The sequence below is a fragment of the Flavobacterium sp. N2550 genome (assembly GCF_025947265.1).
GTDB lineage: Bacteria > Bacteroidota > Bacteroidia > Flavobacteriales > Flavobacteriaceae > Flavobacterium > Flavobacterium endophyticum.
Window position 1 is genome coordinate 3,733,744 of record NZ_CP110007.1, and the last position, 24,246, is coordinate 3,757,989.

At 37.5% G+C, this 24,246-nt stretch carries 26 protein-coding genes and 1 tRNA gene; 23 read left to right on the forward strand and 4 right to left on the reverse strand.

Annotated features, from left to right (window positions below; translation table 11 throughout):
* Positions 1 to 8: 8 nt before the first annotated feature.
* Positions 9 to 461, reverse strand: coding sequence for a DUF4442 domain-containing protein (locus OLM56_RS16770; RefSeq protein WP_121374917.1), 453 nt, complete (start codon positions 459 to 461; stop codon positions 9 to 11).
* A 243-nt stretch (positions 462 to 704) separates the two neighbouring features.
* Here OLM56_RS16770 and OLM56_RS16775 point away from each other — a divergent pair, with 243 nt between their 5' ends.
* The 6 genes from OLM56_RS16775 (at position 705) to OLM56_RS16800 (ending at position 5,928) form a co-directional block, all read left to right on the forward strand.
* Positions 705 to 1,265 (forward strand): DUF4870 domain-containing protein, encoded by a 561-nt coding sequence (locus OLM56_RS16775; protein WP_264527786.1) that lies wholly within the window; start codon positions 705 to 707, stop codon positions 1,263 to 1,265.
* A gap of 76 nt (positions 1,266 to 1,341) precedes the next feature.
* The gene (locus OLM56_RS16780; protein WP_264527787.1) at positions 1,342 to 2,118 is read left to right on the forward strand and encodes a DUF2807 domain-containing protein; all 777 of its coding nucleotides are present in this window, start codon (positions 1,342 to 1,344) and stop codon (positions 2,116 to 2,118) included.
* Positions 2,119 to 2,171: 53 nt separating this feature from the next.
* Complete coding sequence (locus OLM56_RS16785) at positions 2,172 to 2,501, forward strand: PadR family transcriptional regulator (protein WP_056069700.1); 330 nt, start codon at positions 2,172 to 2,174, stop codon at positions 2,499 to 2,501.
* A 5-nt stretch (positions 2,502 to 2,506) separates the two neighbouring features.
* Positions 2,507 to 4,267, forward strand: a complete 1,761-nt coding sequence (locus OLM56_RS16790) for a PspC domain-containing protein (RefSeq protein WP_264527788.1) — start codon at positions 2,507 to 2,509, stop codon at positions 4,265 to 4,267.
* Positions 4,268 to 4,269: 2 nt separating this feature from the next.
* Positions 4,270 to 5,007, forward strand: coding sequence for a head GIN domain-containing protein (locus OLM56_RS16795; RefSeq protein ID WP_182492520.1), 738 nt, complete (start codon positions 4,270 to 4,272; stop codon positions 5,005 to 5,007).
* 87 nt (positions 5,008 to 5,094) lie between these two features.
* Positions 5,095 to 5,928: a DUF2807 domain-containing protein gene (locus OLM56_RS16800; protein WP_264527789.1), complete on the forward strand. Its 834-nt coding sequence runs from the start codon at positions 5,095 to 5,097 to the stop codon at positions 5,926 to 5,928.
* A gap of 67 nt (positions 5,929 to 5,995) precedes the next feature.
* Here OLM56_RS16800 and trxB read toward each other — a convergent pair whose 3' ends face one another.
* Positions 5,996 to 6,943, reverse strand: a complete 948-nt coding sequence (gene trxB / locus OLM56_RS16805; protein ID WP_182492522.1) for a thioredoxin-disulfide reductase — start codon at positions 6,941 to 6,943, stop codon at positions 5,996 to 5,998.
* Positions 6,944 to 7,104: 161 nt separating this feature from the next.
* Here trxB and OLM56_RS16810 point away from each other — a divergent pair.
* A tRNA-Pro gene (locus tag OLM56_RS16810) sits at positions 7,105 to 7,179 on the forward strand.
* Between the two features lie 87 nt (positions 7,180 to 7,266).
* Here the strand turns inward: OLM56_RS16810 and OLM56_RS16815 are convergent.
* Positions 7,267 to 7,905 carry a DUF6624 domain-containing protein gene (locus tag OLM56_RS16815; RefSeq protein WP_264527790.1) on the reverse strand — a complete coding sequence of 213 codons (639 nt, stop codon included), beginning with the start codon at positions 7,903 to 7,905 and terminating at the stop codon, positions 7,267 to 7,269.
* A gap of 134 nt (positions 7,906 to 8,039) precedes the next feature.
* Between OLM56_RS16815 and OLM56_RS16820 the strand changes: the two genes are divergently transcribed.
* Together OLM56_RS16820 and OLM56_RS16825 are read left to right on the forward strand one after the other, a co-directional pair.
* Positions 8,040 to 8,291, forward strand: a complete 252-nt coding sequence (locus OLM56_RS16820; RefSeq protein ID WP_264527791.1) for a hypothetical protein — start codon at positions 8,040 to 8,042, stop codon at positions 8,289 to 8,291.
* A gap of 201 nt (positions 8,292 to 8,492) precedes the next feature.
* A complete protein-coding gene (locus tag OLM56_RS16825) occupies positions 8,493 to 10,079 on the forward strand; it encodes an ABC-F family ATP-binding cassette domain-containing protein (protein ID WP_264527792.1) in 1,587 nt (528 codons plus the stop codon).
* A 303-nt stretch (positions 10,080 to 10,382) separates the two neighbouring features.
* On the opposite strand, the gene OLM56_RS16830 is transcribed toward OLM56_RS16825, so the two are convergent.
* Positions 10,383 to 10,928 carry a GNAT family N-acetyltransferase gene (locus OLM56_RS16830; RefSeq protein WP_264527793.1) on the reverse strand — a complete coding sequence of 182 codons (546 nt, stop codon included), beginning with the start codon at positions 10,926 to 10,928 and terminating at the stop codon, positions 10,383 to 10,385.
* A gap of 170 nt (positions 10,929 to 11,098) precedes the next feature.
* Here OLM56_RS16830 and udk point away from each other — a divergent pair, with 170 nt between their 5' ends.
* From udk to OLM56_RS16900, 14 genes are all read left to right on the forward strand, one after another.
* A complete protein-coding gene (udk, locus tag OLM56_RS16835; protein WP_121374925.1) occupies positions 11,099 to 11,707 on the forward strand; it encodes a uridine kinase in 609 nt (202 codons plus the stop codon).
* Between the two features lie 35 nt (positions 11,708 to 11,742).
* Positions 11,743 to 12,093: an FtsB family cell division protein gene (locus tag OLM56_RS16840; protein ID WP_121374926.1), complete on the forward strand. Its 351-nt coding sequence runs from the start codon at positions 11,743 to 11,745 to the stop codon at positions 12,091 to 12,093.
* Positions 12,094 to 12,156: 63 nt separating this feature from the next.
* A complete protein-coding gene (locus OLM56_RS16845) occupies positions 12,157 to 13,527 on the forward strand; it encodes a methylmalonyl-CoA mutase subunit beta (protein ID WP_264527794.1) in 1,371 nt (456 codons plus the stop codon).
* Positions 13,528 to 13,530: 3 nt separating this feature from the next.
* Positions 13,531 to 15,660, forward strand: coding sequence for a methylmalonyl-CoA mutase (gene scpA, locus OLM56_RS16850; protein WP_264527795.1), 2,130 nt, complete (start codon positions 13,531 to 13,533; stop codon positions 15,658 to 15,660).
* 88 nt (positions 15,661 to 15,748) lie between these two features.
* Positions 15,749 to 16,204 carry a YciI family protein gene (locus OLM56_RS16855; RefSeq protein ID WP_264527796.1) on the forward strand — a complete coding sequence of 152 codons (456 nt, stop codon included), beginning with the start codon at positions 15,749 to 15,751 and terminating at the stop codon, positions 16,202 to 16,204.
* Between the two features lie 143 nt (positions 16,205 to 16,347).
* On the forward strand, positions 16,348 to 17,001 hold the full coding sequence (locus OLM56_RS16860) for a VOC family protein (RefSeq protein WP_264527797.1): 654 nt from the start codon (positions 16,348 to 16,350) through the stop codon (positions 16,999 to 17,001).
* Positions 17,002 to 17,116: 115 nt separating this feature from the next.
* Complete coding sequence (locus tag OLM56_RS16865; RefSeq protein WP_264527798.1) at positions 17,117 to 17,998, forward strand: SDR family oxidoreductase; 882 nt, start codon at positions 17,117 to 17,119, stop codon at positions 17,996 to 17,998.
* 126 nt (positions 17,999 to 18,124) lie between these two features.
* Positions 18,125 to 18,913 carry a T9SS type A sorting domain-containing protein gene (locus OLM56_RS16870; RefSeq protein ID WP_264527799.1) on the forward strand — a complete coding sequence of 263 codons (789 nt, stop codon included), beginning with the start codon at positions 18,125 to 18,127 and terminating at the stop codon, positions 18,911 to 18,913.
* Positions 18,914 to 19,067: 154 nt separating this feature from the next.
* The gene (locus OLM56_RS16875; protein ID WP_264527800.1) at positions 19,068 to 19,835 is read left to right on the forward strand and encodes a ParA family protein; all 768 of its coding nucleotides are present in this window, start codon (positions 19,068 to 19,070) and stop codon (positions 19,833 to 19,835) included.
* Positions 19,836 to 19,839: 4 nt separating this feature from the next.
* Positions 19,840 to 20,739: a ParB/RepB/Spo0J family partition protein gene (locus OLM56_RS16880; protein WP_121374932.1), complete on the forward strand. Its 900-nt coding sequence runs from the start codon at positions 19,840 to 19,842 to the stop codon at positions 20,737 to 20,739.
* Positions 20,739 to 21,299: a DUF5683 domain-containing protein gene (locus OLM56_RS16885; RefSeq protein WP_121374933.1), complete on the forward strand. Its 561-nt coding sequence runs from the start codon at positions 20,739 to 20,741 to the stop codon at positions 21,297 to 21,299. Before OLM56_RS16880 ends, OLM56_RS16885 begins: the two co-directional genes overlap by 1 nt.
* A gap of 9 nt (positions 21,300 to 21,308) precedes the next feature.
* Positions 21,309 to 22,010, forward strand: coding sequence for a 4-hydroxy-tetrahydrodipicolinate reductase (dapB, locus tag OLM56_RS16890; RefSeq protein ID WP_182492534.1), 702 nt, complete (start codon positions 21,309 to 21,311; stop codon positions 22,008 to 22,010).
* 44 nt (positions 22,011 to 22,054) lie between these two features.
* A complete protein-coding gene (gene lepB, locus OLM56_RS16895; protein WP_264527801.1) occupies positions 22,055 to 23,629 on the forward strand; it encodes a signal peptidase I in 1,575 nt (524 codons plus the stop codon).
* A gap of 1 nt (position 23,630) precedes the next feature.
* Complete coding sequence (locus tag OLM56_RS16900) at positions 23,631 to 24,245, forward strand: WbqC family protein (protein WP_264527802.1); 615 nt, start codon at positions 23,631 to 23,633, stop codon at positions 24,243 to 24,245.
* Position 24,246: the final 1 nt, after the last annotated feature.

Consider the following 24,246-nt stretch of genomic DNA (forward strand, 5'->3'; position numbering starts at 1 on the left):
TTCGGAATTTACTTTACTCTTATACTCCATTCAAAATCCATCTCAGAAACCTGCTCTCCTTTTTCGTTTATTCCGATCGATTTCATCCAAAAAGTCTGTCCCTCGCCTGTTGCTATGGTTTGCTTGATGGCTTCTTCGATAAGATGTCCGTCTTGGCAAGTAAAAAGAATACGTCCCGTGGCCTTTTTCGTAAAATTTCCTTTGTTGTTGGCAACAAGCATAGAAATCTTCCTGTTGCTTTTCTTTATATGATACATTACCAATGCTCCTGTAGTCAATTCTGCCGCCATTGCCTGAACCGCAAAATACATCGAATTAAAAGGATTCTGGTTGATCCAGCGATGTCTTACAGCAACCACGCATCGCATGCCATCAATTTCTTTGACTCTGACACCGCACAAAAATGCTGAAGGCAATTTAAAAAAAAGAAACTTATTGAGTTTTCCGGCCGTAAATTCCATGATTATATTTTTCCGAAATATAGTAAATATTAATGGAATGGGGTAAATAATTAAAAAAGCGACTCCAGTAAATCCTACACCAAAAAGCCTTAAAAACTATCTTAATCACTAGAAAACAATGCTTTAGTTTATTTTCTAATATTTTACACTTGTTAATTTTTTGTTAAATATTAGTACTATGTAAAACAAGATACTGTTTTTTAGCCATATATTTGCATAGGATATTATTATATACTTTTAATCATGGAAACATCAAATCAAAAAACAACAGCCGCATTAGTACATTTAAGTATGTTAACACAATACTTTATTCCCTTTGGAAATTACATATTTCCGATCATCATTTGGGGAGCAAGTAAAAAGGATTCCGACTATATCGACCATCATGGAAAACAAGCCATCAACTTTCAGCTAAGCCTGCTTTTATATACCTTGATCCTAAGCCTAATCGCCATACCCATCTTCGTCTTTACCATTTTTAAAAACATTCCTATGAATGCTATCATCGATGGAGACGATTTTATTATCGAGAATTTCAGCCTTGAACATATTACAGGAATCGTAGTCGTTGCCATAACAGCAGTAGTTTTGTTCTTTACCTTAAAAGTGGCCGAATTCTTCTTAATCATTTATGCCACAGTAAAGGCGGCAAACGGAGAACGATACAAATACCCGCTGACAATCAACTTTATCAAAACCACAGACGAAAAACAAAACGTAAAAACAGAAGCTCCACAAGAACCAGAATCATCAATCAATCATCAATCAATCATCAATCAGAAAACGAAACAGTTTAATAATTGAAAAGCCATGAGAAAATTATAATACCAGGACTAATCACCCTAAACAATCATCAATCATCAATCAAAAAACGGACATTATGTTAAAAATCATCATCACAGCAGCTATGACCTTGGCAACGTTAGTAAGCAGTGCTCAGGTTTCAGAAAGCAGAAAAATCAACGATTTTTCTAAAATAGAAGTAGAATCGGGAATTGAAATGACCTATATGGAAAGCGACGAAAATTCAGTAAAAATTGAGACAGACAGTAAAATCGATCTTGCCAATGTTATTACTGAAACAAACGGAAAAACGTTAAGAGTTTATTATTCTAAAAAAAATAAGGCAAATGCAGAAGAAACTATTTTGAAAGTTTTTATCGCCGGAAAAAATGTAAATTCATTCAAGGCATCGTCAAAATCAAAAATTATTTTTGATAGACCAATCACCGCCGACGATATACAGATTGACATTGCATCAGGCTCTTATTTTAGAGGAACTGTTTTGGCGAATTCAAAGACAACAGTATATGTTAGCTCTGGTTCTGTTTTTAGCGGTAAATTTGAAACGGATTATTTTAAGGGAAGCTTTAAGAGTGGCGCCACTGTAAGTCTTACAGGATCAGCCAAAAAAGCAACGATCAACACAAGTTCTGGAGCTTATTGTAATGCCAAAAATTTCTTTGTAGACAACATGGAAGCCACAGCAAGAACCAAGTCTTCAGCTTTGCTGAACGCAAAAAAAATAGAAGCGAATGCAACGGATGCCTCGTCAATAACCTTTTTCGGAGAACCGGAAAACTTAAAAACAGGAAAAGATTCTTTTGCAATCGTTACTAAAAAACCTGCAAAACCTGTACAAATAGCAATGGAGTAGATCATGAATAGAAATCAAAAAACACAGTTTATTAAAAATTTAAAAGCACATATATGAACATTGAAAACACTAAAGCCCAGATGCGCAAAGGAGTGTTGGAGTTCTGTATCTTATCGGTCTTAAAAGAAAAAGATGCTTACACTTCTGAAATACTAGACACTTTAAAAAACGCTAAATTGCTTGTCGTAGAAGGAACTGTTTATCCGCTACTAACAAGACTGAAAAATGACGGATTGCTCAACTATCGTTGGGAAGAATCAACCTCGGGACCGCCAAGAAAATATTACGGCCTGACAGAATTAGGAAAACAATTTTTAAAAGAATTAAATGGCACATGGACAGAATTGTCTGATGCCGTAAACATAATAACCAGCCAAAAATAATCATCATGAACAAAACAGTAAATATTAACTTAGGAGGTATGTTCTTTCACATCGATGAAGATGCATATCAAAAATTAAATCGCTACTTCGATGCTGTAAAGCGATCCTTATCAAACTCTACTGGAAAAGACGAGATAATGAAGGATATCGAAATGCGAATTGCTGAATTGCTGACCGAAAAAAACCGTGGCGACAAACAAGTCGTGGGAATCAAGGATGTTGAAGAAGTAATTACGGTAATGGGACAACCTGAAGATTACAGAATCGATGATGATGGAGCTCCAGAACCTTCTTATAACTATAGCACATCTGCGAAAAAAAGCAGAAAACTATATCGCGACAAAGACAATGCGATGGTTGGAGGTGTTTTATCCGGATTTGGTCATTACCTTGGAATTGATGCTTTATGGCTAAGAATCATCATGGTTATTCTTCTATTAGGTTTTGGTACAGGTTTTTTAATCTATGTCATCCTATGGATCTTGATGCCAGCGGCAAACACTACAACTGAAAAATTAGAAATGACCGGCGAGCCTGTTACGATTTCCAATATCGAAAGAAAAGTTCGCGAAGAATTCGAAAATATTTCAGACAAATTCAAGAATGTGGACTATGACAAAATGGGAAACCAAGTTAGAAGCACAGGCGAAAAAATCGGAAGCAGCCTAAGTGATGTCATCCTAAAGATATTTTCAATCTTAGGAAAAGTTATCGGTGCATTCCTTGTTGTTTTTGCATCCGCAACGCTTGGATCCTTAATCATAGGAGTAATCACGGCAGGATCCATCTCAATGGTAGACTTCCCTTGGCAAAGCTATATCGATAACTTTACAGACGTGCCACTTTGGATAGTGGGAATGTTGATTCTAGCTGCTATCGGAATACCATTTTTCTTCCTTCTGATATTAGGTCTGAAATTGCTGATTACAAACATGAAATCTATCGGAAATCCTGCAAAATATACGCTGCTTGCACTTTGGATCATCTCAATAGGAGCTTTGACAGCATTAGGATTGCAACAAGCCACAGAAGTAGCTTTTGATGCTAAAGTGGTTCAGAAACAAAAAATTGACCTTAATCCGAATGATACGTTAAAAATCAAATTCACCTACAATGATTATTATGCAAAAAGCATCTATGACACAGAAGATTTTGAGTTTGTGCAAGATTCAACAAACACATTATTGATCTATTCTAATAATGTAAGTCTTCGTATCATGAAAACGGATGAAAAAACACCATACATCCAGATCGAGAAAAAAGCAGAAGGCAAATCATTCGCAGTAGCAAGAGAAAGAGCAGAAAAGATAAAATATAATTTCAAGATTGAAGGAAATCAACTAATTTTAGACAATTATCTGCTGACAGACATCAAGAATAAATACCGTAATCAAGAAGTAGAAATCTTCTTATACCTTCCAGAAGGAACGTATTTCAAGCCAGACATGTCCGTTCAAAATTATGACCACACCGACGACGGTTTCTTTAACCTATGGTTTGATTCTGATATCTATGTCTACAAAATGGAAGCTTCGCAAGTAAAATGCTTGAATTGTCCTCCTGAGGCAGGTGAAGGAGCAGGTGAAGAGGTAGCGTATGGAGTAGATGCCGAAGACATGAATATAGGAGCAAATGATTCTACTAGTACAACTGTAACAATTAACGAAAAAGGTGTACAAATAAAAGAAGGAGCAAACGCTCAACAAAATAAAAAAGTAAAAGGCTTAAAAATAGATAAAGACGGAGTAATCATTAAAACCAACTAATTATGATTCGAATTATAATTTATTTTATGAAATTAATCGTAGCTCTCTTAGTTTCGCTATTCTTTGCATCGTGCCAATTCACGACTGGAAAATCGGTAACCGGAAGCGGCAATATCACTACTGAAACTCGAAGCGTAGGCGAATTCAAAGGCATCAGCGTAAACAATGCTTTAGAAGTAGAACTAGAACAAGCCGATTCTTTTGGAGTAACTGTAGAAGCAGACGACAATCTGCAGCAGTACATCACTACAAGAGTAGAAAACGGAATACTCATCATAGAAACAGATGTCAACAATTTTAAAAATGTAGAAGCAAAAAGAATAAAGGTAAAAATGCCTATCATTTCGAGCCTTGAAGCTTCAAGCGCTTCATCAATCAAAAGCGTCAATACTTTAAAGACCGAAAAGCTTTTGGCAGACGCGAGCAGTGCTGCAGAAATCAACATCGACGTAGAAGCTGATGACTTGACCTGCAACAGCAGCAGCGCCAGTTCTGTCAATGTTAAAGGGAAAGCGCTAAAATTCAAGACAGAATCATCAAGCGGAAGCGACATAGAAGCCCAAGGATTATTGGCGAATGACATTACTGCAGAGGCTTCAAGCGGCAGTACTATCAGCCTCCATCCTATCCTGACATTAAACGCAGATGCTTCGAGCGGCGGTTCGATTACCTACAATACAGTTCCTCGAGATAATCTGACTCAAAAGGCAGACTCTGGCGGTAGTATCAGCAAAAATTAATAATCATAAATCCCGATAGTTTTATCGGGATTTTTTTTAATCCGCATTGCAATCTTTATTTATATTTGTGAAACAATCCTGACACAAATGAAAAGAGTAATCCTACTTGCCGTTATCCTCACAACTGCTTTTTCTTTTGCACAGAGCAAGGAAAAAATAAAAGGCACCAAAACAGTAACTATTGCACCACGAGAAATCCAAAATTTCGAAAATCTTGAAGTCGAAGACAACATTGAGATTTTTTTAGTCAAAGGCGACAACAATGCATTAGAAATTGAAGCCGATGAAAATCTCCACGAAGTAATCGAATCCAGCCTTAACGGTGGAACATTACGTCTAACGACAACAAAAAACGTGACCAGCTTTAAAAAATTGAGCGTAAAAGTAACGTATACGGATGATTTCAAAATGGTTACTGCCAAAAATGAAGCGACAATTAATTCACTTTCTGATATCGAATTAGACAATATCACGTTCAAGACATTTGATTATACCAAACTTTTCCTGAATGTAAAATCAAGGCTGTTTACCATTTTTGCCAACGACAAGTCGAAAGTAGAACTGAATGTCAAATCAGAAACAGCTGCAGTTGAATTGAGCAAAAGCGCAAACATGAAAGCGTTGATTTCTTCCGAATCCTTGAAATTCGATATGTACCAAAAATCTACTGCCGCTATAGAAGGCGATGTCGTGGACTTAAAATTAAGATTAGACAACAATGCTAATTTTACAGGAAAAAATCTTAATGCTAAAAATGCTGAAATCACAACTGAAGCCTATGCAACAGGAAGTATCTTAGTCAGTGTAAAAGCACTTATAGATGCTGGAGGAAAATCAGAACTACAACTGTATGGCGACCAAAAAATTGAAATCAAGAATTTTACAGACAGTGCTGTCATCATGAAAAAGCCCACAAAGTAATTCTTTTATAAACTAAAAAATCCCAAGTAAAAGCTTGGGATTTTTTATATGTATTATTTATAGAAATTTATTCTAATGTTGCCAAATAACGTTCTGCGTCCAAAGCCGCCATACAACCGGTTCCAGCCGCTGTAATTGCTTGACGATACTCTTTATCTTGAACATCACCGGCAGCAAAAACACCTGGTAAATTGGTTTTAGTAGTTTTACCGGCAGTTATCAAATAGCCCGTATCATCCATATCCAACTGTCCTTTAAAAATATCTGTATTTGGCTTGTGCCCGATTGCGATAAACAATCCAGTAATGGCAATTTCAGATTTTTCGCCAGTAACATTATTTACCATTCTCAAACCTTCAACGACTTGATCACCGATAACCTCATCAACTTCTGTATTAAAAAGTACTTTTAAGTTTGGCGTATTTTCAACACGATGCTGCATGGCTTTAGAAGCTCTCATAGCATCTTTTCTGACTAGCATGGTTACACTTTTGCAGATATTTGCTAAATACGTCGCTTCTTCTGCAGCTGTATCCCCTGCTCCAACAATAGCCACGTCTTGATTTTTATAGAAAAAACCATCGCAAACTGCACAAGCCGAAACACCGCCTCCACGCAATTTTTGCTCGCTTGGCAATCCAAGATATTTTGCAGTGGCACCTGTAGAAATAATGACAGTCTGTGCGTGAATTTCTTTATTCCCGTCAACAGTAACTTTATGCCATCCTCCTTTTTCTTTTGAAAACTCAACAGCCGTTGCCATTCCGATTCTTACTTCTGTACCGAAACGCTCCGCTTGTTGTTGCAATTGCACCATCATCGTTGGTCCATCAATACCTTCTGGATAGCCTGGGAAATTATCAACTTCTGTCGTGGTAGTTAACTGCCCTCCAGGTTCCATACCCGTATACATGACAGGTTTCATATCCGCACGAGCGGCATAAATTGCAGCAGTATATCCAGCAGGCCCAGAGCCTATGATCAAGCATTTTATTTTTTCAATTGTATCAGACATAATATATAGTGAGTTTGTTTTTTTCCACCGCAAAAGTACATTTTTATTGAAAGATTAAATGCAAAAACAGATTAGTTTTAACTATTCAAAAATAATATTCTCCTATTTCATTTTTACTGTTGCAAAATAAAAATATAGTCTTATATTTGCACTCACATTTTCGGGGTGTAGCGTAGCCCGGTTATCGCGCCTGCTTTGGGAGCAGGAGGCCGCAGGTTCGAATCCTGCCACCCCGACTTAAGAGGACAAAGTGAATTTAGTTTCATTTTGTCCTTTTTTATTTTCTTATAATTCGCAATAGCTGCAGGTGTGTCTATGTGAGTTTATTTTTGTTTTGTTTTTGCCCTGGGCCTGCCCAGCATCTGTAGAATGGATTCATAATATTCTTCAATCGGTTCTAGTCCTACTTCCTTTCTTCTTTTGTCTACTTGTTCTGGATCGGCAAGATCAACTGGATAGATGATGTTGTTTTTGTCATCAAACAGGTTGCCTTGTTCGTTATAGGTAGGCTGGGTGCCATAAAGTTGCTTTCCTCCAGTGTTCCGCTGTACGCGGTCATACAGGTAGGCATAATCCTTTCTTGATATATCTCCTTTTTTGGAAAGTTTGTCCAATATCGGAAGCATGGCAAGCTGAAAAGACGTATCCATATCGGCGTGCTGTATGAGTACGAAAAAATGATGGGAAGCATCTTCGCCTACCATTTTTTTGGTCGGATAGCCGAATTTTCCATAGATATCCTTTGAGAATTGTGCGCCCCTGAGATAGATTGCCTTTTTTAGGGAATCCTGCTGCTTCAGGCTATCCTGAGGTGCATTCCTTTCATACATTGCCTTTAGCTTGAGCTGAACGGACTGATCTTGTTCATATAGGCTGTCAATGGTTTTGGCGAGATTGTAATCCTCCTGTGCAGCTGCGCGGATAGAAAACAAGCAGAAAATTAGCAAACAGATTTCTTTCATGGTACAAACATAATCGTTCACCACCCTTTGATAATTGTATAAATGGAAACTACACAATCTTTTTTGGAATCTGATACCTTATTCGTTTATTTGCATATTGACAGAAATCACAGAAAATTCCTTAAACAATTAGTATGTCAGGAAACAGAAAACTCACGGAATTAACAATAGAAGAGTTAAAGATAAAGCAAAAAAGATTTAGAAGCTTTGTAAGCATCCTAAGTGTTGTAACGTTACTTGCGTTAATCACTTTCGCCTATTTCGCAATTAAAAACAATAACTATAATTTTCTTGTGCTTTTAGGCGGTTGCTCCATTGCCCTTTTGCTTTGTATAACAATCTTAAAACAAGTCGAAACTGAAATAAAATCACGAAATTCAGACTAATATTTTTTGTTTTGTTCATTGGACAAGGCTGAAAATTACTGTTTTGACAACTAAAATCGTTGATTATTTGGCAGATGATTTGTATTTTTGCATTCACTAATTAAAATTATTTCCTCAGTGTGAAAATTAATTTCTTCCGGATACGATAAACTGCAAGTCGCAATTGCGACTGCATAGTTATTAACTTCTAAGAAAGAAATTATGCTTATCTTACACAATATCTCCTACTTACATCCCAGTAAGGATTTGCTTTTTGCTGGCATTAACCTAAACATAAACAATCACGATAAAGTAGCCTTAATTGGCAATAATGGATCTGGAAAATCGACACTCCTTAAAATTATAGCAGGAGAATTAGAATTTTCTGGCGGACAATTGCATCTTAATTCCAAGATTTATCATATACCCCAGATTTATGGGCAATATGATGAACTTTCTGTAGCCCAAGCATTGAAAATAGAGGACAAACTAAATGCTTTAAAAAATATTCTCAATGGCAATGTTACAGAAGAAAATCTGACACTACTCGATGACGACTGGACAATTGAGGAGTGCTGTACTGAAGCACTGCAGTATTGGAATCTTAAATTAGAATTAACTCAAAAAATGAGCACCTTAAGTGGCGGCCAGAAAACAAAAGTCATGCTCGCTGGCATTTCAATCCACCAGCCTGACTTGGTATTGATGGATGAGCCCAGCAATCATCTTGATACAGCAGGAAGAGAATTATTATACCATTTTATTCGCACTTCATTTGCCAGCCTGCTTATCGTAAGCCACGACAGAAAACTTTTAAATCTTGTCAACACTATTTGCGAGTTACAAAAAGACGGAATCGCAATATATGGGGGCAATTATGATTTCTATTCTGAACAAAAAGCAATAGAAAACAATGTCCTAAATAACGATATTCGAGCTAAAGAAAAAGAACTGCGAAAGGCCCGCGAAAAAGAAAGAGAAGTAATGGAGCGCAAACAAAAACTAGATGCTCGAGGAAAAAAGAAGCAGGAAAAATCAGGTGTTGCCCGCATAGTGCTGAATACTTTAAAGAATAATGCTGAAAACAGCACGTCGAAAATCAAAGGAGTTCACACTGAAAAAATTGGCGAAATAAGCCAAAACCTAAAAGAGCTGCGTTTCTCACTTCCTGCCATCGACAAAATAAAAATGGGATTTGCTGATTCGTCTCTGCATAAAGGCAAAATATTATTTTCTGCCAAAGGCATTAATTTTAGTTATGATGATCATCTTATCTGGAAGGCAAATCTAAATTTTGAAATTCTAAGCGGTGAACGGATTGCGATAAAAGGATCAAATGGTTCAGGAAAGACTACGCTTATCAAAATAATTTTAGGCAAACTGAAAGCGACTTTAGGAACCGTTTATCATGCCGACAAAAAATCAATTTATATCGATCAAGATTATTCTTTAATAGACAATTCTTTAAGTGTTTATTTACAGGCGCAGCAATTCAATACTTCAGGTCTACAGGAACATGATATCAAAACCAAGCTTAACAGCTTTCTGTTTACAAGAGAAGATTGGGATAAGCCTTGTAATGCCTTAAGTGGCGGCGAAAGAATGCGGTTGTTGCTTTGTTGTCTTACGATAGACAATCAGCCCCCTGATCTTATCGTACTTGACGAGCCTACCAATAACCTTGACATTCAGAATATCGAGATACTCACAACCGCAATTAATCAATACCAAGGAACATTACTGGTAATCTCACATGACAATTCTTTTTTAGAACAGATCAATGCTGGAACTATTCTTTCGTTAGATTAAATAGGCTGCTGCCTAAAAATTATAGAGCCGGAAATTCTCCGGCTCTTTTATACTTGAATGTTTTGACAAAATACTTAACTTTCTTTCTGACAGTGATTGGGAAACGGATATCAAATTCTGGAAACTTCCTCTTTATTTCTTTTTTTCTTCCATCCTTCCGGAAGCTTCAGAGATAAAATAATTTGACATCTTTTTCGTGTCAACAATAGCTTCGAATACTTCATCTACTGGTTTCAGTACCTAATGAAGCCTTACTTTCAAACTCGCTTGTTTTCATATTCTTTTGAATGCTATTTCACTTATTTATTGGACATCCCAGTTTCTATTTAAAGAAAAAATGACGTTATTCTCATTATCTTCATCTTTCCTGTCTTTTTCAAGAACAAAGAAATGTTTTTTTAAAAGTTTTTTGGAACGCTCATTTTCTTTATGCGTATACGCCTCGATTTTTTTAAGTCCGAGCGTCACAAAACCATATTCCAAAACAGATTTTACCGCCTCGCTCATCAATCCTTTTCCGTGAAAAATAGGATTCATTTCATAACCCAATTCTCCTATTATTTTATCTTGAGTTAAATTCCAAAGACAAATCGTGCCAATCAGATTGGAACTGTCTTTTAACGAAATGGCCCAAAATACCGAACTCCCGTTTTCAACATTCTGCTGTATCCTTTTTATAAATGCATTAGCATCTCTGTTATTCGCAGGCTTATCTCTTTCAATATATTGATTTACGCTATCATTACTTCGGAGCAAGAAAATAGCCAGCTCATCCGTTTCTTCTAGCGGACGTAGGCGCAGTCGTTCTGTTGCTAATATGGGGAAAGTGGGCAAATTGCTTTTTTTCATGTTTCCGTTTTTCTTCCTTGAAATATAAAGCTTATTTACAACAAAGAATGCTCTTATCGAAGAATTTCGATTTATGCTTTGGAATAGGCTCTTAAACATTTCCAGAAAAAACAAAAACCACTCTCAATATAATTTCTATTTTTGCCAAAAGAAAACATAACACAACCCATATGCTCATTATTGGAATTGCCGGTGGAACCGGAAGCGGAAAAACAACTGTAGTTCAACAAATTATGAACGAGTTGCCTCAGACTGAAGTTGGAATCATCTCTCAAGACTCGTATTATAGAGAAAACCACAATCTTAGTTTTGACGAACGAGCCCTTATCAATTTTGACCATCCAAGAGCTATCGACTTCGAATTGTTAGTGGCACAGCTGAAAGACCTAAAAGCAGGAAAGAATGTTGAGCAGCCCGTTTATTCTTTCGTAACGCACAACAGGACAGAAGATACGATCAACACGCATCCTAGAAAAGTAATGATTGTGGAAGGTATCTTAATCCTTGCTAATCCTGAACTTCGCGACATGTTTGACATCAAAATATACGTACATGCCGATTCAGACGAACGCTTAATCCGTCGTCTAAAACGTGACATTGCCGAACGCGGCCGCGATATGGAAGAAGTCCTAAACCGTTACCAGACCACGCTAAAGCCGATGCACGAACAATTCATAGAACCGACCAAAGCTTTTGCTGATATTATTATTCCAAACGACAAATACAATACCGTAGCAATTGATGTAGTCCGGGCTGTTATTAATCAGCGTATTTTATAATTTAATTGCCTAATTTTATAGAATAGAAATTGCAGATGAAAAACCCATTCAAAAATATTACCAACCGCTATCCTTTTCTGAGATTCCTCGGAAACAGATATGTATTGGTATTGGCGCTTTTTATCGCCTGGATGGTTTTTCTGGACAATTATTCTTTTCTTGACCACCGAATCCTTAACAAGGAAATAAAAGAACTCGAAGACAACAAAAAATACTATCAGGACGAAATAAAGCTGGATGAAGAAAAAATAAAGCTTCTTAAAAATCCGGATCAGATTGAAAAATATGCTCGCGAAAAATACTATATGAAACGCGACAGCGAAGACATCTATATTATTGAATTTGAAGAAGATTTGCCCGAAGACGAACAAAGCAAATCATTATAATATTTTTGAAGCTGAAAATACTCCAACCGATTATTTTAGCCCAAAACAACATAACCTAAAAAAATGGCTGACCATCTATTTGACGACTTCAATCCCGTAACTTCCAAACAATGGAAACAGCAGATCCAGTACGAACTCAAAGGAGCAGATTATAACGAGACCTTAGTCTGGGAAAGTCCCGAAGGCATAAAAGTAAAGCCTTTTTACCACATTGACGAATTTGAAAACCCGATTACTGTTTCAGAAAAAACAGCACCTTTTAAGATCACGCAGGATATCTTCGTACATGACCTTGAAAAATCAGCAAACCGTGCTTTAGAAACGCTAAATAGAGGTGCAGAAAGCATCCGTTTTACTATAGAAGACGAAAATCTAGATGTTGCCAAGCTATTGGAAAAACTGCCTCTCGAAACGACAACGATTTATTTTCATTTAGCATTCCTTTCAATCGATTTCGTAAAAAAAATTGATGCCATTGCAAAAAACAGGAACGCACAGATATTTGTCCAAATCGATCCGATCGGGAAATTAGCAAAAGAAGGCAATTGGCATTCCAATCTCGATTCAGATTTTGACATCTTAAATACGATTTCTATTGCCTGCCAGAGCATTAATTTTCTAAGCGTTGATGGAAGCCTTTATCAAAATGCTGGAGCCACTATCGTGCAACAGATTGCGTATTCTTTAGCTCATGCCAATGAATACTTTAACCGACTGGCAACCATTTCGAGACCAATCGTATTTCAAATCGCTGTTGGAACCAATTATTTTTTTGAAATCGCAAAACTACGTGCCTTGCGAGTACTTTTTGACCTACTGGCAAAAGAATACGACCATAATCTAGGTTGCCATATTTTTGCCATCCCGACAAAAAGGAATAAAACGCTTTACGATTATAACGTAAATATGCTTCGTACGACAACCGAGTGCATGAGTGCTATTTTAGGCGGAGCCGATGCTGTTTCAAATTTGGCTTACGATGCGCTCTACCATAAAGACAATGAATTTGGAGACCGAATTTCGAGAAACCAGCTGCTTGTCTTAAAACATGAAAGTTATTTTGACAAAGTAGGAAATCCGGCCGACGGAAGCTACTATATCGAAAACCTTACACACCAATTAGCCGAAAAAGCCCTTGCTCTTTTTAAAGATATTGAAGCTAATGGAGGACTTATCACACAATTAATAGAAGGAACGATCCAAAGAAAAATTCAGGAAAGTGCCGCGAAAGAACAAGAATTGTTTGATTCTGGCAAAGAAATTCTTTTGGGAACTAATAAATATCCTAACAAAAACGACAGGATGAGCCACGATCTGGAATTATTTCCTTTTGTAAAATCAAAACCGAGAAAAACATTGGTGACGCCAATTATTGAAAAACGATTGGCCGAAAAAATGGAACAGGAACGTTTGGAAAGCGAGAAAGAAAAATAAGCCATGAAAAGAAAAGACATCCAACATATAAAAGTAAGCTCAGAATCCAACAACGAAAAAGCAATAGAAAGCACAGAAAACTTCCTAACTGCTGAAGGAATCGAGCTAAAGAAAATTTATTCTGAAAAAGACATTCAAGGATTGGAACATCTTGATTTTGGAGCAGGATTTGCACCAAATCTTCGTGGCCCTTATTCCACTATGTATGTCCGCCGTCCGTGGACTGTCCGCCAATATGCCGGATTTTCTACTGCCGAAGAAAGCAACGCTTTTTACAGAAGAAATCTTGCGGCAGGACAAAAAGGACTTTCGATTGCGTTCGATCTTCCAACCCACAGAGGCTATGACAGCGACCATGAAAGAGTTGTGGGCGATGTCGGAAAAGCCGGAGTAGCCATCGATTCTGTCGAAGACATGAAAGTGCTTTTCGACCAGATTCCGTTAGATGAAATGTCGGTTTCGATGACAATGAACGGTGCCGTGCTTCCAATCATGGCCTTTTATATCGTTGCCGCAGAAGAACAAGGCGTAAAACCAGAATTGCTTTCGGGTACTATCCAAAATGATATCCTAAAAGAATTCATGGTAAGAAATACCTACATCTATCCACCTACTCCATCAATGAAAATCATTGCTGATATTTTTGATTTCACGAGCAAAAAGATGCCGAAATTTAATTCGATTTCTATTTCTGGGTATCACATGCAAGAAGCTGGAGCCACCGCCGACATCGAGCTGGCCTATACTTTAGCCGACGGACTCGAATACATCCGAACTGGTTTGGCTGCGGGAATGAAAATTGATGAATTTGCCCCTCGCCTTTCTTTCTTCTGGGCCATTGGGATGAATCATTTTATGGAAATTGCAAAAATGCGCGCCGGAAGAATGCTTTGGGCCAAATTGCTAAAACAATTCAATCCAAAAGATGAAAAATCCTTAGCCTTAAGAACACATTGCCAGACTTCTGGTTGGAGCTTGACCGAACAAGACCCTTTCAATAATGTAGCCCGAACTTGTATTGAAGCCGCAGCTGCTGCTTTTGGAGGAACACAGTCATTACATACCAACGCTTTGGACGAAGCGATAGCCTTACCAACCGATTTCTCAGCAAGAATTGCCAGAAATACGCAAATTTTCCTTCAAGAAGAAACCAAGATTACTAAAACAGTAGACCCTTGGGCTGGAAGTTATTATGTTGAAAAATTGACAGACGAAATCGCCCATAAAGCATGGCAATTAATTCAAGAAGTAGAAGAATTAGGCGGTATGACCAAAGCCATCGAAGCCGGAATTCCTAAATTAAGAATCGAAGAAGCCGCCGCAAGAAAACAAGCCCGAATTGATTCTAGCCAAGACATTATTGTAGGCGTAAACAAGTACCGTTTAGAAAAAGAAGATCCGTTGCATATTTTAGATGTCGACAACCAAATGGTGCGCAGACAGCAATTAGAGCAATTAGAAAAAATAAAAGCAACCAGAAATACAGAAAAAGTAAAAGAGACATTGCATAAATTGACCGAAGCCGCCAAGTCTGACGAAGGCAATTTATTAGAACTGGCAGTCGATGCCGCAAGGAATAGAGCCACATTAGGCGAAATCAGCGATGCATTAGAAACTGTCTTTGGAAGATATAAAGCGCAAATCAAATCTTTTAGCGGCGTGTATAGCAAAGAAATAAAAAATGACGAAAGCTTTGAAAAAGCAAAGCAAAAAGCCGACGAGTTTGCAAAATCTGAAGGCCGTCGTCCAAGGATAATGATTGCAAAAATGGGTCAGGACGGACATGATCGTGGCGCCAAGGTTGTCGCAACTGGTTATGCCGATGTTGGCTTTGACGTGGATATTGGTCCATTATTCCAAACTCCTGCCGAAGCTGCAAAACAAGCCGTAGAAAACGACGTGCATATCTTAGGCGTTTCCTCTCTAGCTGCCGGACACAAGACTTTGGTTCCACAGGTTATTGAAGAATTAAAGAAATATGGTCGTGAAGACATTATGGTAATTGTTGGAGGCGTGATTCCGGCACAAGATTACCAGTATCTTTTTGATGCGGGAGCAGTTGCTGTTTTTGGCCCTGGAACTAAAATCAGTGAAGCAGCAATTACTATTTTAGATATCTTATTACAAGAATAAAATTTCAAAAAGCGGAACATTGTGTTCTGCTTTTTTGCTTATCAGAATTATGTATCCCAAAATAAGTTATACTTAAATAAAAAGCAATATGAAAAGAATCATACTCATACTATTCTTGGCATTCTTTTTCAAGACAAATGCACAAACAGAAAACCCTAAATACGACAGCACATTGGCTGAATCTTTGGGCGGTGATGACTACGGAATGAAAATGTATATCTTGGCCATTCTTAAAACGGGAACCAATAAAACCGAAGATAAGGAGAAACTAAACGAACTTTTCAAAGGCCACATGGACAATATAAACCGTTTGGCTAAAGACGGAAAGCTCATTGTTGCAGGACCATTAAAGAAGAATGATAAAAATTATCGAGGGATTTTTATTTTAAACGTAAAAACAACAGAAGAAGCAAATGCTTTATTACTGACGGATCCTGCCATAAAAGAAAAGCTTTTTGATGTTGAAATATTCGAATGGTATGGCTCAGCTGCATTGCCGGAATATTTAAAATCCCATGAAAAAATAGAAAAAAAGAAACATTAGTTCGCTCTTTTTCTACATAATTAAAAAAGGAAAAACTAGATTTCCCTATAGAAAATTAAAATAATAGTATCAATATTTTGACAAGTTCTTCACCTATTTTCATACACAAAGAGTTCTAACTTAGCTAAAAATTAAGTTTGATTATGAAAATTAAAGAACTGCATCTATTGTCCAACAACTTGATAGAAACCGAAAAATTTTACAATACGATTCTAGATATTCCTGCCTATAAAAAAGCGGAAAATGAAATAGTTTTCGCTTTTGGAGAAACCTTGCTTTTTTTCAAAAAAACAGAAGCTAATTCCCAATATCACATCGCTTTTGACATTCCAAATAATCAACTTGAAGAAGCCTATACATGGCTAAAATCAAGAACAGAAGTCCTTCCAGTCTTAGAAAACAGCCCATTTGCAGGTTTTGAATCATGGAATGCAAAGTCATTTTATTTTTATGACAACAACTCTAACCTTTTAGAGTTTATTGTTCGCTATGACCTTGACAATCGTTCTGAAAACACCTTCAATAGTTCTTCCATATTATACGCAAGTGAAATCGGTATCGTTACGGATGATGTTCCTTCATTAGCAAAAAAGTTTCAGGAAAACTATTCGCTTTCTGTTTATTCTAAACAACCTCCACAAGAAAACTTCATCGCTTTAGGAGACGAGACAGGCTTATTAATTATAGTAAATCAAAACAGGAATTGGTTTCCTACGGATAAAAAAGCCATCCCTTTTCCATCAAGAATAATTTTTGTCACCGAAAACAGCCAGAATTTGGAACTCACAATTGAGTAAATTCTCCTTTAAGTCGCGGTGAGTTTACAATCTTTATGATATTTTAAATCTGAAAAGATATTTTTTGGGAACGAAATGCGTATTTTTAGTGCAGCGAAAAATAAAACAACACAAAATGGATTTTACAAAAAAAATGCTACGCGATGATGCACTCCAAGGGAAAGTAATCGTGGTTACAGGAGGCGGAAGCGGTCTTGGAAAGGCAATGACAAAATATTTTCTAGAACTGGGAGCCAAAGTAGCGATAACTTCACGTGATCTGGATAAACTTAAGGCTACAGCTTTTGAACTTGAAAAAGAAACTGGTGGCGAATGCCTGCCGCTGGCTTGCGATGTCCGTCATTACGACCAAGTTGAGGCCATGCTTGCAGAAGTTTTAAATAAATTTGGAAAAGCTGACGTACTGCTAAACAACGCCGCAGGAAATTTTATCTCTCCTACCGAAAGACTGTCGGCTAATGCTTTCGACACTATTATCGATATCGTCCTTAAAGGTTCGAAAAACTGCACGTTGGCCTTCGGAAAGCATTGGATTGACACGAAACAAGAAAATTCTACAATACTAAATATCGTGACCACCTATGCCTGGACTGGCTCTGCTTACGTAGTACCATCGGCAACAGCCAAAGCAGGTGTTTTAGCCATGACACGCAGCCTTGCCGTGGAATGGGCCAAATACGGAATCCGTTCCAATGCAATAGCACCGGGACCATTTCCAACCAAAGGAGCATGGGACAGATTATTGCCTGGAGACTTGAAAGACAAATTCGACTTGGCTAAAAAAGTACCTTTAAAAAGAGTCGGTGATCATCAAGAATTGGCCAACCTTGCTGCTTATCTTGTTTCTGATTTTTCCGCGTATGTCAATGGCGAAGTCGTAACAATTGATGGTGGCGAATGGCTCAAAGGTGCCGGACAATTTAATCTTTTGGAGGCTATTCCGGAAGAAATGTGGGACATGCTAGAAGCCATGATCAAAGCAAAGAAAGACAAATAAACATAACTGACTTCTATTTAAAGGGTTATAACAAAAAATATTTTTTTGTTATAACCCTTTAAATTTATTTAGACTTGATATAAATTGCATATATTTGCGCGAATTTTAAGTCCAAATAAAAACACCATGAAAAAAACTCTACTTACTGGAGCAATATGCTTCCTATCATTAATCAGCAATGCTCAATGCGATCCTGTTATGGCATTCACCCAAAATTTTGAAACTTTTACAGACGGTGTGCTTCCACAAAATTGCTGGACCGGAAATACTGGAAATCCAAAATTGACAGTTGCGACAGTTTCAGGAAACAAGGTGCTTCAAGCATATAGCTTCTTTTCACCAGCGGCACCTATTTATATCGTAAGTCCGGAATTGACAAGCATCGATGGCAACCAAGCACTTTCTTTTACAGCTCAGCCAGCAACAGGATCTGCACCAGGAAATATGACAATTCAGATTGGAACGATGACAACTGCTACCGATTTTGGTTCATTCCAAGAAGTCGGGACTCCAATTACAGTTTCTGCTTCTCAAACCAATTTTGCCCGTACCATACCCGCTTCAAATGCTCATAAATTTGTTGCACTTAAAATCGTAGCAGATACGCAACACATGGCGGCTTTGATTGATAATATTAACTATCAGCCTGACTTGAGTATCGATACGCCGCAAGCAAACACTTTCAAGCTATATCCAAACCCTTCAGATAACAAAAGAGTCACTATCTCTTATGACAGCAATGAGGTCAGCTCAGTAGCGATTTACAGTGTAACCGGAGCAAAAGTTTTCGAAACACAAATTGATAGCAGTTCAGAAGAAAAAACACTAGATCTTTCTGTTTTATCAGGCGGTGTTTATATCTTGAAATTACAATCCGGAGATTTCACTTCAACTAAAAAATTGGTATTGAAATAATATATTAGTGTCTAAAAGTAAAAGCAGTTGCATAAAGCCGGAAGAATACTTCTGGCTTTTTTTATTACATATTCTATTTCACATTTGTTAACAAAATAGATTTTCAAAACTCATAAATAATTGTATTTTTACGGTTCAAAATTTTAGAAATTAAATGGGCAAAATCATTGCTATTGCAAATCAAAAAGGCGGTGTTGGAAAAACAACAACGTCTGTAAATTTAGCAGCTTCCTTGGGAGTTTTAGAAAAAAAAGTCTTACTGATCGATGCTGATCCTCAAGCCAATGCAAGTTCTGGACTGGGAATTGACGTAGAATCGGTAGAAATTGGAACCTACCAAATCTTAGAACACAGCAACACGCCAGAGGAAGCAACTATACAATGCTCTGCTCCAAACGTTTCTGTGATTCCTGCCCATATCGATTTGGTGGCCATTGAAATTGAATTGGTCGACAAAGAAAATCGAGAATATATGCTTAAAAAAGCGCTTGAAAGCGTGAAAGACAAGTACGATTATATTTTGATCGACTGTGCTCCTTCACTTGGGTTGCTGACATTAAACGCACTGACCGCTGCAGATTCTGTGGTAATTCCAATCCAATGCGAATATTTTGCGTTAGAAGGACTGGGGAAATTATTGAACACAATCAAAAGCGTCCAAAAAATACACAATCCTGATTTGGATATTGAAGGCTTGCTATTGACGATGTATGATTCCCGCCTTCGCCTATCCAATCAAGTCGTAGAAGAGGTCCAGAAACATTTCCACGATATGGTTTTCGAGACCATCATTCAAAGAAATGTAAAATTGAGCGAGGCACCTAGCTTTGGAGAAAGCATCATCAACTATGATGCAACTAGCAAAGGAGCAACCAATTACATCAATCTGGCAGAAGAAATCATTAAGAAAAATACGAAATAGTTTTATGACAAAAGCGATTAAGAAACAAGCATTAGGAAGAGGTTTATCAGCATTGCTAAAAGATCCTGAAAACGACATCAAGTCGGTTGAGGACAAAAATGCAGATAAAGTTGTAGGCAATATTATTGAGCTTGAAATTGATGCTATTGAAATAAATCCTTTTCAGCCGAGAACCAATTTCAATGAAGAATCGCTTCAGGAATTGGCTACTTCTATTAAAGAATTAGGCGTTATTCAGCCCATAACCGTACGTAAATTAGACTTTAATAAATTCCAGCTGATATCTGGAGAAAGAAGGCTTCGCGCTTCTAAATTAGCTGGACTGACTTCTGTTCCTGCTTATATCAGAATTGCCAACGACAATGAATCTTTGGTAATGGCATTGGTAGAAAATATCCAGCGCCACGACCTTGATCCTATCGAGATTGCCTTATCTTACCAACGATTGATTGACGAAATTCAATTGACTCAAGAGCAGATGAGCGACCGTGTTGGAAAAAAACGTTCGACAATTGCAAACTACCTTCGATTATTAAAACTAGACCCGATTATCCAAACTGGAATCCGTGATGGCTTTATATCTATGGGACATGGCCGTGCCATCATCAATATTGAAGATCAGGACATCCAGGCCGATATCTACCAAAAAATCGTAAGTCAGAATCTTTCTGTAAGGGAAACTGAGACATTGGTTAAAAATTACCAAGAAAGCCTAAAGCCAGCTGCACCTAAACCAGCAAAAGGAACGGCTTTCACAATTGATGAATCAGAAAAGAAAGTAATCGGAAACTATTTCGGTACAAAAGTAGATGTTAAAGTAGCCGGAAATGGCAAAGGAAAAATCACTATTCCGTTCCATTCAGAAGAAGATTTCAACCGAATTATCAAATTAATCAAAGGTTAGTGAACAAGTTAATTTCCATATTTTTTTTCTTTTTCCTAATCGGAAGTACTCCAGCAATAGCGCAGGAAGAATTGAATATTGTCGTGCAAGACAGCATCAAGGGAGAAGAAATCAATCCTTTAGCACCTTCAAAGGCGGCTTTTTATTCCGCTATACTTCCAGGACTTGGACAGGCCTACAATAAAAAGTATTGGAAAATCCCTATCGTATATGCGGCATTGGGAACCGGAATTGGAATCTACGCCTACAACAATAAAAACTATCATAAGTATAGAGACGAGTACAAAAGGCGTCTAAACGGGACAGAAGATCCGAACGGAAAATTATCCAATTTAACCGATTCGCAGCTGATTTCTGCGCAAAAGCAATTTCAAAAAAACAGAGATCTTTCGCTGATTGTTACCGTAGGCCTTTACATCTTGAATATTGTCGAAGCCAATGTTGATGCGCATCTTTTGCAATTCAACGTCAGCGAAAAGCTAACACTTAAGCCAGACATCTACCAAAACGATTTGAATTACAAAAAAAATGTCGGGCTGACATTAAACTACAATTTTTAATTTCACAGCATGAAAATAGCACTTTTGGGATACGGCAAAATGGGCAAAGTAATCGAAAGAATCGCTTTAGAAAGAGGCCATGAAATTGTCCTGAGAAAATCCGGAAAAGATACATTTGAAGGATTGGAACATGCCGATGTCGCCATAGATTTCAGTATTCCTGATGCAGCAGTAAGTAACATTTCCACTTGCCTTGACAACAACATACCCGTAATTTCCGGAACCACAGGCTGGCTTGAAAATTATGATAAAATGGTCGCTTTATGCCAAGAAAAAAATGGCGCTTTCATATATGGTTCTAATTTTAGCTTAGGCGTAAATATATTCTTCCAGCTAAACGATTATTTGGCCAAAATCATGTCAAAGATCGGACAGTATAAAGTAGCCATGGAAGAGGTACACCATACACAAAAACTAGATGCTCCAAGCGGTACCGCAATTACTTTGGCCAAAGGAATCATTGATAATTCGGACTATTCAAGCTGGGCTTTGGAAAATGCCAAAGACGATGAAATTTTGATTGATGCCAAAAGAATCGAGAATGTACCTGGAACCCATAGCGTTTTTTACAACTCGGATGTCGACACTATAGAAATCAAGCATATTGCGCACAATCGCGAAGGTTTCGCTTTGGGCGCCGTGGTTGCCGCAGAATGGATTCAAGGAAAAAAAGGAGTTTTTACGATGAAAGATGTTCTTGATTTAAAGTAACAAATCTTCCTCACAACAGACATATACATTAAAAATATTCAAAGATGACACTAACACAATGGTTTATATTTTTCCTCATCCTGCAAGTCGTGCATTTCTTAGGAACATGGAAATTGTATCAAAAAACAGGAAGACAAGCTTGGGAAGCTGCAATTCCGATCTATAACGCTATCATCTTGATGAAAATCATAAACCGCCCGAAATGGTGGGTTATCTTGCTTTTCGTTCCAATCGTAAACTTGATTATGTTTCCGGTAGTATGGGTTGAAACATTGAGAAGTTTCGGAAAAAACACGACTCTAGATACAGCTTTAGGAGTACTTACGCTAGGGCTTTACATTTATTACATCAACTATACCCAAGATGTAAAATACATCGAAAACAGAAGCCTGCACCCAAAAAACAAGACTGCTGATACGGTCAGCTCTTTGTTATTTGCCGTTGTAGTGGCAACGCTAGTCCATACTTACGTTATGCAGCCTTTTACGATTCCGACAGGATCTTTAGAAAAAACGCTTTTGGTTGGTGACTTTCTATTCGTAAGCAAAAATCACTATGGAGCGAGAACGCCAATGACAACAGTTGCCATGCCGATGGTTCATGATACGATTCCTGTTATTCATACGAAATCGTATTTGAATAAACCGCAGCTTCCTTACTTTAGATTTCCAGGATTTGAACCTATAGAAAAGAACGATATCGTGGTCTTTAACTGGCCGACCGATACTGTAGTGGATTTTAAAGGAACATATTCCTCAGGAATCAGAAAACCGATTGACAAAAAATCAAACTATGTAAAACGTTGCGTGGGTACGCCTGGTGACAGCGTTTCATTTATTGATGGCTATGTTTACATCAATGGAAAAAAATTAATTTTGTCAGACAGGGCAAAAGTACAGTATTCTTATACGCTGACTACTGTTGGCGGTAGTATGCTTGATCCAAATTACCTGACAAAAGAATTGAAGATAAATCCAGATGACATTTACTTTAACCAAAATGACAATAGCTATTCTTTTATTTCTTTGACAGATGAGAACGCAGCCATCTTGAAGAAAAACCCAACCATTCAAAGCATTACAAAACGCATTTCTAAAAAAGGCGAAAATGCCGATCCTAGAATATTTCCTTATACTAAAAACTGGAATCAGGATAATCTAGGTCCTATTTATATTCCACAGGCTGGAAAAACAGTCAAACTAGACAAAGAATCGTTGCCTTTCTACAAAATGATTATTGAGGAGTATGAAAACAACGACCTAAAAGTGAATGGCAATGAAATCAGGATCAATGATAAGGTCGTAGATTCTTACACTTTCAAGCAAGATTACTATTTTATGGTTGGAGATAACCGCCATAATTCGCTAGACAGCCGCTATTGGGGTTATGTGCCGGCAGATCATATCGTAGGAAAGCCTGTGTTTATCTGGATGAGTTTAGATCCTTATATTCCATGGGGGAAAGCTTTCGATAAAATCCGTTGGGAAAGAATGTTCACGACGGTTGGCGGAAGCGGCGAACCCGTTTCTTACTTTGGAATATTCATGATATTGCTTGTAGGCTATTTTGTTGCTGATTTTTTTATCAGAAGAAAAAAGAAAAGATCAGAAAAGTATTAAGATGAATGCCCTTTTGCTTCCCACTTATTTCCCGTCCATTAGTCAGTTTGCGGCAATGGTTCAGGCCGATATGATTACGTTTGAGATGGAAGACAACTTCCAGAAACAGACGAATAGGAACCGGATGTACATTTACAGTCCGAACGGTATTCAATTGCTTAATATTCCTGTAAAACATTCGAAAAGCGACAGGCATCAAAAGACAAAAGATGTGCGAATTGAAGATGCCTTCGATTGGCAAAAACAACATTTCAAATCGCTAGAAGCCGCTTATAGAACATCACCTTTTTTTGAATATTTTGAGGATGACTTATCGCCTATTTTTCAAAAAAAACATACTTTTTTGATGGATTTGAATTTTGAGGCAATGGAAATTGTTTCGGACTGTCTTGGCTTTGATTTTAACTATAGAAAAACCGAAGAATATTTCCATGAAGTTTCAGAATTTTCAGATTTCAGGCCTTTGGCAAATGGCAAAAAAGATACTTTAAAATTTGAACCGTACACCCAAGTTTTTGAAGAAAAGCATGGCTATCTGAACAATTTGAGTACTTTGGACTTGCTGTTCAATGAAGGAAGATATGCCTTAGAATATCTGAAAAAACAGTCTCTTTAGC

Excerpts from the sequence above, each read along its gene's own strand:
- OLM56_RS16770 (WP_121374917.1), bottom strand. The coding sequence starts at position 461 with ATGGAATTTACGGCCGGAAAACTCAATAAGTTTCTTTTTTTTAAATTG.
- OLM56_RS16775 (WP_264527786.1), top strand. The coding sequence starts at position 705 with ATGGAAACATCAAATCAAAAAACAACAGCCGCATTAGTACATTTAAGT.
- OLM56_RS16780 (WP_264527787.1), top strand. The coding sequence starts at position 1,342 with ATGTTAAAAATCATCATCACAGCAGCTATGACCTTGGCAACGTTAGTA.
- OLM56_RS16785 (WP_056069700.1), top strand. The coding sequence starts at position 2,172 with ATGAACATTGAAAACACTAAAGCCCAGATGCGCAAAGGAGTGTTGGAG.
- OLM56_RS16790 (WP_264527788.1), top strand. The coding sequence starts at position 2,507 with ATGAACAAAACAGTAAATATTAACTTAGGAGGTATGTTCTTTCACATC.
- OLM56_RS16795 (WP_182492520.1), top strand. The coding sequence starts at position 4,270 with ATGATTCGAATTATAATTTATTTTATGAAATTAATCGTAGCTCTCTTA.
- OLM56_RS16800 (WP_264527789.1), top strand. The coding sequence starts at position 5,095 with ATGAAAAGAGTAATCCTACTTGCCGTTATCCTCACAACTGCTTTTTCT.
- trxB (WP_182492522.1), bottom strand. The coding sequence starts at position 6,943 with ATGTCTGATACAATTGAAAAAATAAAATGCTTGATCATAGGCTCTGGG.
- OLM56_RS16815 (WP_264527790.1), bottom strand. The coding sequence starts at position 7,905 with ATGAAAGAAATCTGTTTGCTAATTTTCTGCTTGTTTTCTATCCGCGCA.
- OLM56_RS16820 (WP_264527791.1), top strand. The coding sequence starts at position 8,040 with ATGTCAGGAAACAGAAAACTCACGGAATTAACAATAGAAGAGTTAAAG.
- OLM56_RS16825 (WP_264527792.1), top strand. The coding sequence starts at position 8,493 with ATGCTTATCTTACACAATATCTCCTACTTACATCCCAGTAAGGATTTG.
- OLM56_RS16830 (WP_264527793.1), bottom strand. The coding sequence starts at position 10,928 with ATGAAAAAAAGCAATTTGCCCACTTTCCCCATATTAGCAACAGAACGA.
- udk (WP_121374925.1), top strand. The coding sequence starts at position 11,099 with ATGCTCATTATTGGAATTGCCGGTGGAACCGGAAGCGGAAAAACAACT.
- OLM56_RS16840 (WP_121374926.1), top strand. The coding sequence starts at position 11,743 with ATGAAAAACCCATTCAAAAATATTACCAACCGCTATCCTTTTCTGAGA.
- OLM56_RS16845 (WP_264527794.1), top strand. The coding sequence starts at position 12,157 with ATGGCTGACCATCTATTTGACGACTTCAATCCCGTAACTTCCAAACAA.
- scpA (WP_264527795.1), top strand. The coding sequence starts at position 13,531 with ATGAAAAGAAAAGACATCCAACATATAAAAGTAAGCTCAGAATCCAAC.
- OLM56_RS16855 (WP_264527796.1), top strand. The coding sequence starts at position 15,749 with ATGAAAAGAATCATACTCATACTATTCTTGGCATTCTTTTTCAAGACA.
- OLM56_RS16860 (WP_264527797.1), top strand. The coding sequence starts at position 16,348 with ATGAAAATTAAAGAACTGCATCTATTGTCCAACAACTTGATAGAAACC.
- OLM56_RS16865 (WP_264527798.1), top strand. The coding sequence starts at position 17,117 with ATGGATTTTACAAAAAAAATGCTACGCGATGATGCACTCCAAGGGAAA.
- OLM56_RS16870 (WP_264527799.1), top strand. The coding sequence starts at position 18,125 with ATGAAAAAAACTCTACTTACTGGAGCAATATGCTTCCTATCATTAATC.
- OLM56_RS16875 (WP_264527800.1), top strand. The coding sequence starts at position 19,068 with ATGGGCAAAATCATTGCTATTGCAAATCAAAAAGGCGGTGTTGGAAAA.
- OLM56_RS16880 (WP_121374932.1), top strand. The coding sequence starts at position 19,840 with ATGACAAAAGCGATTAAGAAACAAGCATTAGGAAGAGGTTTATCAGCA.
- dapB (WP_182492534.1), top strand. The coding sequence starts at position 21,309 with ATGAAAATAGCACTTTTGGGATACGGCAAAATGGGCAAAGTAATCGAA.
- lepB (WP_264527801.1), top strand. The coding sequence starts at position 22,055 with ATGACACTAACACAATGGTTTATATTTTTCCTCATCCTGCAAGTCGTG.
- OLM56_RS16900 (WP_264527802.1), top strand. The coding sequence starts at position 23,631 with ATGAATGCCCTTTTGCTTCCCACTTATTTCCCGTCCATTAGTCAGTTT.